Below are 12,698 nucleotides of genomic sequence, written 5' to 3'. Positions count from 1 at the left end.
TTTAAAGTTAAAAATAAATTTTTTATTTTATTTTATTTTGTTCTTTTGTCTTTTTGGTTTAGCTGCCATTTGTAACTCAATGATTGCATCACGTAAATATGCAGCTCGCTCATATTCTTGATTATTAGCAGCTTCTAACATTTGCTCTTGCAATGTTTTGATTGTTTCTTCAGTTTGTTTTTTATCGCGAGAGCGTTTGATTGTTAAATCTAAATCAGTTCCTGAAAAGTTGCTAGATAAGTCGCTGTGAATTGGTTTAATAATTGTTGTTGGCACAATATTGTGAGCTTTATTATAATTAATTTGAATATCGCGCCGACGATTAGTTTCTTTAATGGCTTGCTCCATTTGGGTTGAGATTGTATCTGCATACATAATCACCCTTCCTTCGGTGTTGCGTGCTGCTCGACCGATAATTTGAATTAAAGATTTTTCGCTACGGAAAAAGCCGGGCTTATTAGCATCAAAAATTACAACTAAGGAAACTTCGGGTAAGTCTAAACCTTCACGTAATAAATTAATGCCAACAACTACATCATAAACTCCCATTCGTAAAGAATTTAAAATGTGATCACGTTCTAAAGTTTTTAATTCATTGTGCAAATAAGCAACTTTAATTTTTTGTTGCTTTAAATATTCAGTTAATTCTTCAGCCATTTTAATTGTTAAAACGGTTACTAAAGTTCGATGTTTTTTTTCAATCTGAATTTTTAGTTCAGCAACTAAATCATCAACTTGCCCAACAGAAGGTCGTACTTCAATTACTGGATCAATTAAACCAGTTGGACGAACAATTTGCTCAACAATCTCATTATTAGCTTCCTGAATTTCTCATTCATTAGGAGTAGCTGAAACATAAATCACTTGTTTAGTTTTAGATTGAAATTCTTCAAAATTTAAAGGACGATTATTCAAAGCTGAAGGTAAGCGAAATCCGTGTTGAACCAATGTAGTTTTGCGGGATTTATCAGTGTTGAACATTCCCCGAATTTGGGGAATGGTAATATGAGACTCATCGATGATTAATAATCAATCATCACCAAAGTAGTCAAATAGACTATAAGGTGTTTGACCATCTTCACGTAATTCCAAGTGAGCAGAATAATTTTCAATGCCAACACAAAAACCCATTTCTTTTAGAAAATCTAGATCATGATTGGTACGTTGAACAATGCGTTGTTCTTCTAGATATTTATTTTGTTTAGCAAAATTAGCTGCAACTTTTTTTAGTTCGGCTTCAATTCGACGAATGGCTTCATCACGGCGACTAACTTCTAATAAGTATTCATTAGCAGGAGTAATCAAATAGTTTTTATGTTTTTGAATAATAGTATTATTTAACGGATCAATTTCAGCAATTTCTTCAATGACATCACCAAAAAAAGAAACCCTTAGAATGAACTGATCAGTGTAACCTAACATGATTTTTAATACATCACCCTTAAGACTAAACTTACCAGCGGTTAACTGAATATCATTGGCTTCATAGTTTAGTTGTACTAACTTATTGATCACTTTTTTAATTGTTAAATTCGGATCATTTAATTCTAAAACAAACCGAAAGTTAGCAAAATCTTCAGGTGGTGATGCGGGATAAATTGAAGCTACTGAAGCAACAACAATTACGTCTTTACGGGTTGTTAATGCAGTTAAGGTTGATAGCCGCATCATTTCAATAATACTGTTAGTTACTGATGATTTTTCAATGAAAGTATCAGTACTTGGAATATAGGCTTCAGGTTGATAATAATCAAAATAAGAGATGTAATATTCAACACGGTTATCAGGAAAAGTTGATTTTAAATCATTATATAATTGTCCTGCTAGTGTTTTATTATGCGCAATCACTAAAGTTGGTTTTTGCACTTTAGAAATAACATTAGCAATAGTGAAAGTTTTTCCGGTCCCAGTTGCACCTAATAAAACACTACTTCTTTTTTTGGCATTAACAGCTTTAACCAAAGCTTCGATTGCTTTGGGTTGATCACCTTTTGGAGTTTTGGAACTTTTTAAATTAAATCCAAGAAAATTCAAACTTAATTGCCTCTTTCAGCGGCTGCTTTTTGAATTGATTGTAATTGTTCTAGTGCGGATAATTCTGATGCTGATGAATTTGAATTATCAGTGTGTTCAGATGTAAGATTTGCTTCTCCAGAAGAACTAGCATCTGTTTTGCGAGCATCAGCCATTTGATCCTGAATTTTTTTGCTGCGTTGAGCTCTTAATGTTTCTGCATATTCATAACATTGAGTATTAATACCAGGAATGTTGTAATGTAAGAAGGTTAAGATGACATTATTACCAGTTTCGGTTAATAATTTTTCAAAGGCAATATCAGCTTCTTCAATGTAAATATTTAATGGTGATTTTTGTTCTAAAGTTCTTAATGAAACACTGTCACGCAATTTAGAAATAAAACTAATGTGTTTTTGTCAGCCGTTATCTAAATTATGAATCAAGATTTCACGAATCATATTGTTAGTTACAGTTTCACCTAAAACTTCGGTTTTTAAATCAACCATCTTATTCAGAATTAGAATTAGAAAATTTTCAGCTTCATTGATAGTTAAATCAAAAAAATCTTCAGGTAAAAACATTGGATAACTGAACATTTTTTCATTCAAGGACTCGGCTAAAAGTTCATAGTTCAACATTGTAGTATTACGAGAGTCAATAAATAGTTTTACAACTTCAGGAACAACTTTTTGAATAATACGTTTTAGAATATCAACGTTCTTTTTAGTAGTCAAAATTAAGTCACGTTGTTTATAAATTAACTCACATTGATAGGATAAAACTTGATCGTATTCAATCAAATTTTTCCGCATATCAAAATTAACACTTTCAACTTTCTTTTGAATCCGCACTAAAGTTTTAGAAAACATTTTGGAATCAAAATAGCTATCTTCAATTTTTTGAGATAGTTTTTCAAATCGATTAGTTGCAAAACGTTTAAACAAATCGTCTTCTAATGAAATGTAAAAAATAGATTCACCTGGGTCACCTTGACGACCAGAACGACCCCGTAACTGATCATCAATCCGACGAGATTCGTTACGTTCAGTTCCAATTACCAACAAGCCACCAAGTTTTTTTACTTCTTCACTAATCTTAATGTCAGTTCCCCGACCAGCCATGTTGGTAGAAACAGTTACTGAATATTTTTTTCCAGCACGTGCAACAATTTCAGCTTCAGTGGCATTATTGCGGGCGTTTAAAACTTCATGAGGAATTTTTTCTTTTAGCAATCGCTGATGAACAATTTCAGAGTCATCAACAGATGATGTTCCGACTAAAACTGGTTGACCTTTTAAGAAGCGTTTTTTAATTTCAATAATAACGGCTTCTCACTTTAAATTTTTAGTTCCAAAAATAACATCAGGAACATCATTTCGAATAACAGGACGGTTAGTTGGAATTGGAACAACAATCATGTTATAAGTTTTAGCAAATTCTTGTTCTTCAGATAAAGCAGTTCCAGATAATGAAGCAATCTTTTTATATAATCGGAAAAAAGATTGGTAAGTAATTGTGGCAACAACAATATTTTCGGGTTCAATTTGTACTGATTCTTTAGCTTGTACAGCTTGATGCAATCCAGCATTATAACTTCGCCCGTGTAAAATCCGACCAGTGAAGTGATCGACTAATAAAATTTTGTCATCTTGAACAATATATTCTTTACCATTTTCAAAAACAAAATTAGCAGTTAAAGCATTATTAATTTTGTGCACTAAATCAGAATTTTCAAAAGAATATAAATTTTGAATCTGAAAATAGTTTTCACATTTTTTAATTCCTGAACTTTGCAAACTAACTGCTCGAGACTCGGGATCAATTTTAAAATCACCTAAAACTAAAGTTTTGACAAACCGGTCAACTTGAACATAAAAAGAAAGATTTTCTTGGGGCTGACCAGAAATAATTAACGGAGTTCTAGCTTCATCAATTAAAACAGAATCTCCTTCGTCAATGATTGCAAAATTTAAACTACGTAAAACTTTTTGATCATAACTTGTAACCATGTTGTCACGTAAGTAATCAAAGCCTAATTCGGAGTGAGTCGTATAAGTCACATCACATGCAAACATTTTGCGTTTTAAATCACGAGATAATTGAGAAGTGTTAAAACCAACAGTTAAACCTAAAAAGTTTAAAATTTTACGGGAGAATTCAGCATCACGTTTTACTAAATATTCATTAACAGTAACAACATGAACTCCTCTTTTTTCCAAACCAATTATGTAGTTTGCTAAAGCAACAGTTAAGGTTTTTCCTTCACCAGTTTTCATTTCAGCAAAGTCACCATAGAAAATAACAATAGCGCCAATTAATTGCACCGGATAGGCAAACATTCCATGAGCGCGATAAGCTGCTTCGCGCACAGTAGCCAATGCTTCAGGTAAAATATCTTCAGTTGTTTCACCTAATTCTAGGCGACGTAAAAATAATTTGGTTTTGTCTCGTAACTGATTATTAGTTAATGCCCGCATTTCATCTTTATAGGATTCGGTTTGATTAACCACTTTTTCAGCTTTATTTAAAATATAAGTCTTGTTTTCGAATAAGGATAACAGCTTCATGTGTTAGTTGGTGTTTCAAAATTATGGATTAAAATTCATTGTATCTATTAATAAAATACAAACTGATCTTATATTATACTAAATTTTAAAGTCATTTAAAAGCAGCAAAATTTAGCAAAATAATCGGAATTTAGGTCAAAAAGTTGATAAGATAATTGCAATTATTACTTTTTGATTAACATCTTTTTTGTTTTAGTTGTTACACTAATTTTTATGAATATTTCATAAAGTTATAACAGTGATAAAAAGTTTTATTGAAAAGTGTTCGAGCTTAATTTAAAACTTTTTAGTGGAGATTTTTTGATCTTTATTTAAATTGAAAAGATGTATAATAAATTTTACGTATTAACTTTTGAATTTTAATCAAAATTTAGTAACTATTTTTATATCGGATTTAATACTTTTTCGAACAAATTTCATCAATCCGACTACCTGATTTATTATCAATTTTAAACAAGGGGCTAATTGTGAATATTTTCACTAAGCTAAAAAAATCCTGAAATCAAAAATTCAATAAATCACTCTCCATTAAAAAAGTTGCAGTTGCTACTCTGGTTTTAACAGGGATTGGTGTAACTGCTGGAAGTACTTATAGTATTGTTCAAAATTTTAAATTAGGAGGGGATTATGTTGACGGCTATATCGGTAAAATTGGTTTAAACCCATTCAATGAACCGTTAACATCAAGTTCTGCTTCAAACAATCAGGGTTTTGGAATTTATAAATTAGAAGGCAAAGAATATGACTTTGATAATCCTGATGTTTTGAACTCAGGAATTAGTCAAGCTGAAATTGCGTTAACTAATTTCAATAATAGCTTGGGACGCCGCGATTTTTTTGTTAATCGTTCTAATGCTAATTCAGTTACTGATAATAATGCTACTCGTTTACTAAACTTGTATTTTCATGCACCAAGTTTAGGTCAAATTAAAAACGAAGATCCAACAAATCAAAATACTAAACCCCAAATTGATTACAATCATAATAACGCTTGATTCAGACACGTTAGTTTTAACCAAATTAGCATTGACCGATACGGATTTGATTATAACCAAGATGGTTCAGCTACTGTTGGTGGGGGACCAAAACTACATACTTTAGTACAATACAACAATATTGGCACAGCCAATATGCGATATTTATCTGCTAATATTAATGGCTCTGAAGGTGTCGGTTTTAATATATATGATCAAAACATTCCTAAATCTGAAATCAGTATTTTAGCGAATACCAACTCTTCACTATATGTTATTCCTTCACAGTTTAGCAATACCGCAAGTAATACTTGGCAAGTTTGATTAGATAAAGATCTTTTAGCTTTACGGCTAAATTACATTTATCAAACTTATGTTTTTAATCAAGATTGAGCATATTCTTTAAACGCGGTTCAACGAGTTATTGGTAATCCTAATATTAATAATGGTCAAACCGATGTTCAAAAAGCGAATTATCAAACAATTCGACAAAACTACTATGCTTTATCTGCTAATGAGAAAAAATTTGCAGAAGATTATATCAAGATTGTAGTTAACTCTAACACTGCTAACCGTTCGAATACTGATGCAGTTGATCGGGCAACTACTCCGGCACGATTTATTAGTTCTGATAATTTAAATGCAATTTATAACAATTTTGTTGCTAATTCTGGTGATCTAAATTTATTTAATGAATACTTAATTAATAACATTAAACCCGGATCATCTGGAAATTGAACCAATTTTTTTCCTAAATATAATTCTCGGTTTAATGCTAATTTTGATGAGAAGTTAGATAGTACTGTTCCAGAACAAATTAACCCGATTTTTGCTTTAAATAGTGAGGGTGCTGTTATTGATACTCCACCAGCAGCTGATGCTAATGCTAACACTGATCAAAATCAAAACGATCAAAACGCAAATCAGAACAATACCAATACTGATAACGCATCAACAACTACTCCGGCTAAAAAACTGGAAAAATATAAACCAAATGAAAATGAAATTTGGTTATCAGTTGATTCTACAATTAACCGAACAATCACTAATCAAAACCTTTTTGATCGGTTAACTAAATATCAAGTACGTTTTTTCCGTTTACGTCAAAATGCGATTATTCGTGACCAAAACAATAATTTTATTCTGTCACCGATTTGAAGTAGTGGTATTTATTCACCATCTCCAGTTTCATCAGCTTTAGAAGCAATTAGTTTACGATATGCTCCTCCAGTTGCAGGAAACAACATTGGTTTATTTCAAAACTTAAGCAGTGGTTGATGATCCATTATTGCTTCTTTAATTTTTGCTCTTTTAGTCGGAATTATTGTTGCTGTTATTTACCGCATTCCAGGATTAGTTGCTAGTTTATTTTGAACTAGTGCTATTACAGCAAGTTTAGCAACTTTCTTTGGACTAAAATTAACTTTAGTTTCAGATAGTGCAGCAGGGATTATTGCTTTTGTTATTATTTCAGCAATGATTATGTTGTACGGATTAAACTTCTTTATTAAACAAGTCCGGCAAGGAAGCTCCCTGCGGCAATCGGCCAATAAAATGTTGGGTGAAGGATTCCAGTTTGGCTTTGACATCATCATCCCAACGTTTTTTAGTGCAATTTTGATTGCCTTTACAGCTTTATTAGAATTACGTAGTTTTGGTTTATTTTTATCAATTGGAACATTCATGTTGATGTTTGTGTTTGTTTTTTTAACAAACGTTACCAATTGATTCTTAATAACAATTAATAATCACCGACCGCAATTATTTTTATCTAAGACAAACCGAGCATATTTAAAATCCTTAACTGGAGAATTAAATATTGAATCCGAATTAGCCAGAAAATTTGTAAGTAAAAAATATTTTGCTAACCGCACTCAAGGAGTCAACGATGGTAAATTACTAGTTGATTTATTTAGTTGAAAAACTTGAATTTATTTTGCTTTCATTCTAGTGATCTTGATTGTAGGAATTACAATTATCTTTATTCCTTCAATTGGTTTTGGTTCATCCTTCATTTTAAAAAATGGAATTAGTGTGAACTATGTTGTGAATGCCGATACAGTTTTGGGAGGTCGTAATTTAGCTGAAGCTCAAGCTGCATTAACCCCCGAACGTCTAAACCAACTAGTTGGGTTTCAATTTGTTCGTGATGTTTCAGCATTAAATCCAAGCGAATACTTTTTAAGAACGACTAACACTTTTGATTTCGCAACTTTAACAAATGAGTTTAACCAATGATTACAGCCAAATACTTATAGTATTCAACAAACTAATGAATTTAGCAATAACGCTTTAATTGGTGAAGCATTCAAATTAATTGCCATTAATTTAACAATTATGAGCATTTATTTCGCAATGCGTTTCAATTGAACAAGCATTTTTCAATTGTGATTAACCACTTTCTTATTGATTGGTTTAAGTATTGGCATTATTGCAATTATCCGAATTACAGTTGACCGCAACATTACCGGCTCAATTTTAATTTTCTATGTTTTAGGTTTAATTACTAATGCAATGTTATTGCATTTGTATCGTGAAAATTTTGATAAATGACACATGTATCGAACTAAAGACTTCTTTCGATTAATTAATAAATCAATCGAAAATAATTGATTGTTTTACGTTTTATTTTTAAGTATTGGCACCATTACTGCGATTTTAGGGGCTTTATTTAACTGAATGGAATTACAAAATCTGTTCATTTATTTATTAATTGGCTTGATTGCTTCAGGATTATTAATCATTCCTTTTGGTACTTTAATTTGAGTTCTGTCAATGAAATTACGACAACGCTTATTTTATAATGGTGAAGTAGATGAAGAGCACAATTTACTAAAACTAAAATATCACATTAAAAACCGCGATGTAGTTGATGAAGAATTAATTTCAGGAATCAATTTTTTCCCACACAAATAATTTAAAAAAATAAATAAAAAAAACAACCCAGATTTCTGGGTTGTTTTTTTTATGAACAAAATGCAATTAATCCAATAAAAAAACCACCATTGTTAAAAAATGGTGGTTAAAAAAATGGTGGAGACTATGGGACTCAAACCCACGACCTCCTGCTTGCAAGGCAGGCGCTCTATCAACTGAGCTAAGCCCCCACATGGTGGGAATAAATGGACTCGAACCATCGACCTCTCCCTTATCAGGGGAGTGCTCTAACCAACTGAGCTATACTCCCAATTAGCTAGTGGACTAAGTGGTATAAATCCAATATATTATACACAAAAAAATTAGCTACCATATTAAATTTTGAACCAAATAACTGTATGAAGGCGTAGCAATTTTTGTTAAAAAAAATTAATTTCAAGTATAAAGATTACAACGATTATTTGTCCTTAATTTGTAATTTAACCCTTGAATTTTGATTTTTTAGTTTGTTAATTACTGTTGAAAAATTGAATGATAAAAACTGCTTTTATCATTGAAAGACCAATTTACTCTTTAATCTAGTTTGGTTATATCAAGTTTTTATTTCAAAACTGGCATCGAATAAAATGACCCAAGAATTTGATTCTATAATTAAAAACGGAATTTTTTAAGGCTTGATTTCCAAAGTTTAATTCAATTTTTGAGCCTTCAAATCAAGATTTGAAAGGTTGAATAACACATGTACTCAAAAAAATGATTTCTAACACTTGTGGCACCAAGCTTCATTGTTTTTAGTATTGTTATGCTCGTTCCCACTCTTATGGGAATTTTATTGTCTTTTACTGATTGAAAACAGGGCGAAGACATGTTTGCAAGTGGCTGAATTGGCTTCGCAAACTACCGAGCAGCTTTTAACAATGGCGGGTTTATTAACGCCATTTGATACACATTTGTTTTTACAATTTTTTGTGTTGTCATCATTAATCTTATTGGTTTTGGATTAGCGTTATTGCTTAATAAAGCTTTTCGTGGCCGAAACTTGTTTCGTAGTGCCTTTTTTGTTCCCAATTTAATTGGCGGCTTAATTCTAGGTTACTTGTGACGTCTAATTTTTGACCAAATTTTTGTCAGCATTTTTGGAGGTAGCTCATTACGTCTAGAATCCCAATTCGGCGCAATGATTGCGATGGCACTTGTGGTGAGTTGACAGTCTGCGGGCTATGTCATGATCATTTATATTGCTGCTTTACAAAATGTTAATAAAAGTTTGGATGAGGCTAGTCGCATTGAAGGCGCAGGAATTATGCGCCGTTTTTACAGTGTAACTTTGCCAGCAGTAGCACCAGCAATTACTGTTGCTGTTTTCTTGGTTCTAAGTGGTTCGTTCAAATTATTTGATCAAAACTTAGCATTAACTGAAGGAGCAAATAATTCGGGATTATTGGCTTATGACATTTATGGTACAGCCTTTATTCCCTCTTATACTCAAACATATGGGGTTGCTCAAGCTAAATCAGTCATCTTTACCATTTTAGTTTCCATGATCGCGCTAATGCAAGTTTATTTCAGCAAGAAAATGGAGGTGCAACAATAATGTTTGGCACCCAAATTCATTTAAAAGAAAAACGGGATGCATTAAAAATTTCGGGTCGAATTACCTTTTTCACTTTTCTAACAATCATTGCTTTGGTGTGATTATTTCCATTTTTCTTAATGGTTAATACTTCTTTTAAAGACATTAGTCAATTAGTTCTTAATGACATTTGAGCTTTCCCTAAACCATATGAAACTGAAAGCTGAAACCAAGCCTTTAAAGCTTTGGATTTTGTTCAGTCGTTTTTCACTTCATTGTTAGTTACCATTTTTTCTAATTTTTTTATTGTTTTGTTTTCATCCCTTGCAGCATGACAAATTTCGCGTAGTAAAAAATGGTATGCTAAATTTTTATTTTATTTATTACTAATCGTCATGATTGTGCCGTTTCAAGCAATCATGTTGCCCTTAATTAGTGTGATGGCAAAAATGTCATTCATTAATTTGCCAGGTTTGATTTTTATGTACACTGGTTTTGGTATGAGCTTATCCATTTTTATGATGACGGGATTTTTAAAATCAGTACCAATTTCTTTAGAAGAAGTGGCGCGGGTTGAAGGATATAACCCAATTCGGGTTTATTTCAAAATCATTTTGCCACTACTTAGACCCATTATTACCACCATTGTTATTTTGAATACTATGTGGATTTGAAATGATTTCTTATTACCTTATCTAGTCTACCAACAAAACCAAAATGGTTTTACAACAACAGTTGTGAAATTATATGATGGATTAGTTGGTACTTATGGAACCGATTACACCGCATTAATGGCAGGATTAACAATTTTGATTATTCCAATTACAATCTTTTTTATTTTTGTACAAAAAAATATTATTTCAGGAATCACTAACGGAGCAGTTAAATAATGAATTATAAAAAGCATGTTGCAACTGCTTCCAAGCTCCCTGATTTTTTATTAAAACGCTATGAACAATTAAAAAAAGAAGAAGTCAAGCAAGATTATATTTTAGAACTGAGCAATGTCGATAAGTTCTACAGCAATGGTTTTCAAGCTATTTTTAACACTAATATCCGACTAAAAAAAGGTGAATTCTTAGCTTTATTAGGTCCGAGTGGTTGTGGTAAATCAACTACTTTACGAATGATTGCGGGATTAGAACAAGTTAGTCAAGGTGACATTTTCATTAATAACGTTAATGTCACAGATGCTGAACCAGCAGTCCGTGATTTAACCATGGTTTTCCAAAACTATGCTTTATTTCCGCATCTGTCAGTTAAAAATAATATTATTTTTGGTTTAAAAGCCAACACGAAAAAAATTGGTAAAGCAGGGGTTGTTTATAAAAAGATTAATGTCTTAAAAAGTAAAATTCAAGCTCGAGCCAATCTAATTAACAACATTCAAAATTTAACTAAAAATGAAGCCATTCTAGCCAAAGCAATCGAAAAGCTGAAGAAAACTAAAACAACTTTAGCTAGTCGCGTTGCTCATCCTCCTCATTTTCTAGTTGAGAAAATTGAGACCAAAATTTTTGGTGATTTAACCCGAAAAAAACGCTTTCAAATTGCTAGTCTAGAATCATTTATTAGCGCTAGTCAAAATAAAATTGCCATTTGAAAAAAAGAAGCTGTTAATGTTCCGAAAATGAAAGAGGAAATTGAACAGTATAAAAAAGAAATCCAAGATTTAAACAATCAATTAAAAGATTTAGTCAAAGCTGAAAATACTAATGAAATCATTGAGCAAAAATTACATGATGTAACTAAAGTCTTGGAACTAGATTATTATCTTGATCAAAAACCAGCTCAACTTTCAGGGGGCCAACGTCAAAGAGTAGCATTAGGGCGATCAATCATTGGTAATCCAAATCTTTTTTTAATGGATGAACCACTTTCTAATTTGGATGCCAAATTACGCGCAACAATGCGCCAAAAAATTCGTGAGTTGCACGAAAAAATTAATTCAGGAACAGTTTATGTAACTCACGATCAGATTGAAGCAATGACGATGGCTGATTTAATTGCGGTCATGACGGATGGATTTGTTTTACAAATTAGTAATCCTAACGATTTATTCAAAAACCCATCTTGTTTATTTGTTGCCAGTTTTGTAGGTTCTCCAGAAATGAATCTATTTGAAGGACAATTTATTAATAATCAATTTGTTTCTAAGAAGGGTGTGGTTTGAGAAATTCCTAAATATAAAACGAACAATCTAAAACCAAATCAGAAAATTGTTTTTGGTATCCGACCAACTGATTTCTCAGTTGATGACAGTCTTTTAGAAGCTTACAAAGTTCAAATCACCACCAAAATTATTAGTAAAGAATTATTAGGAAATGAAATCCTTTATCGAGCTCGAATTGTAACTGACAAAGGGTTAGGTGATGAAATTAAATTCATTACCAGCGCTTATGAAAATTATCCACTAAATAGCTTACAAAAAATTTATCCTATTTTGTCCAGAATTCATTTATTTGATCAAGAAACTACAATTAGTTTAACTTCAGAATTAAATTTAGACACTATTAAAGCCTTAAGAAACTGAATTGGTTCAGCAGATAAGATTGCAATTCGTACTGAAATTTTGGAAACAGCTAAAGTTAAATCACATAAAAAATCACTTGTTAAACAAATCTATCAAAAATTAAGAACAAGTGTCATTAATTTTAAAAAATCAAGTACTTCAATAAATCCATAAGGAAA

General features: G+C 31.5%; 5 protein-coding genes, 2 tRNA genes and 1 pseudogene. 4 read left to right on the top strand and 4 right to left on the bottom strand.

Features of this window, described 5'->3' with window-relative positions; translation table 4 throughout:
* Positions 1-27 precede the first annotated feature (27 nt).
* Both uvrB and secA read right to left on the bottom strand, forming a co-directional pair.
* Positions 28-2,034, bottom strand: a complete 2,007-nt coding sequence (gene uvrB, locus NPA10_RS04255) for an excinuclease ABC subunit UvrB (protein WP_256547468.1) — start codon at positions 2,032-2,034, stop codon at positions 28-30.
* Between the two features lie 128 nt (positions 2,035-2,162).
* Positions 2,163-4,583, bottom strand: a pseudogene (gene secA / locus NPA10_RS04250) (preprotein translocase subunit SecA); the annotation flags it as partial.
* Positions 4,584-5,050: 467 nt separating this feature from the next.
* Between secA and NPA10_RS04245 the strand changes: the two are divergent.
* Positions 5,051-8,473 (top strand): hypothetical protein, encoded by a 3,423-nt coding sequence (locus NPA10_RS04245; protein WP_256547466.1) that lies wholly within the window; start codon positions 5,051-5,053, stop codon positions 8,471-8,473.
* Positions 8,474-8,588: 115 nt separating this feature from the next.
* On the opposite strand, the gene NPA10_RS04240 is transcribed toward NPA10_RS04245, so the two are convergent.
* Both NPA10_RS04240 and NPA10_RS04235 read right to left on the bottom strand, forming a co-directional pair.
* Positions 8,589-8,664, bottom strand: a tRNA-Ala gene (locus tag NPA10_RS04240).
* Positions 8,665-8,667: 3 nt separating this feature from the next.
* A tRNA-Ile gene (locus NPA10_RS04235) sits at positions 8,668-8,744 on the bottom strand.
* A 429-nt stretch (positions 8,745-9,173) separates the two neighbouring features.
* Here NPA10_RS04235 and NPA10_RS04230 point away from each other — a divergent pair.
* Genes NPA10_RS04230 through NPA10_RS04395 form a run of 3 tightly spaced genes read left to right on the top strand, consistent with a single transcriptional unit; the run spans position 9,174 to position 12,693 of the window.
* Positions 9,174-10,028 carry a carbohydrate ABC transporter permease gene (locus NPA10_RS04230; protein WP_256547465.1) on the top strand — a complete coding sequence of 285 codons (855 nt, stop codon included), beginning with the start codon at positions 9,174-9,176 and terminating at the stop codon, positions 10,026-10,028.
* Positions 10,028-10,897: a carbohydrate ABC transporter permease gene (locus tag NPA10_RS04225; RefSeq protein ID WP_256547464.1), complete on the top strand. Its 870-nt coding sequence runs from the start codon at positions 10,028-10,030 to the stop codon at positions 10,895-10,897. Before NPA10_RS04230 ends, NPA10_RS04225 begins: the two co-directional genes overlap by 1 nt.
* The gene (locus NPA10_RS04395; protein WP_307291654.1) at positions 10,897-12,693 is read left to right on the top strand and encodes an ABC transporter ATP-binding protein; all 1,797 of its coding nucleotides are present in this window, start codon (positions 10,897-10,899) and stop codon (positions 12,691-12,693) included. The genes NPA10_RS04225 and NPA10_RS04395 overlap by 1 nt, the downstream gene beginning before the upstream one ends.
* Positions 12,694-12,698 lie beyond the last annotated feature (5 nt).

The organism is Mycoplasmoides fastidiosum, from assembly GCF_024498275.1.
Taxonomy (GTDB): domain Bacteria; phylum Bacillota_I; class Bacilli_A; order Mycoplasmatales; family Mycoplasmoidaceae; genus Mycoplasma_N; species Mycoplasma_N fastidiosum.
The sequence above is the reverse complement of the archived record's forward strand: the minus strand, read 5'-3'. Positions and strand labels throughout refer to the sequence as shown.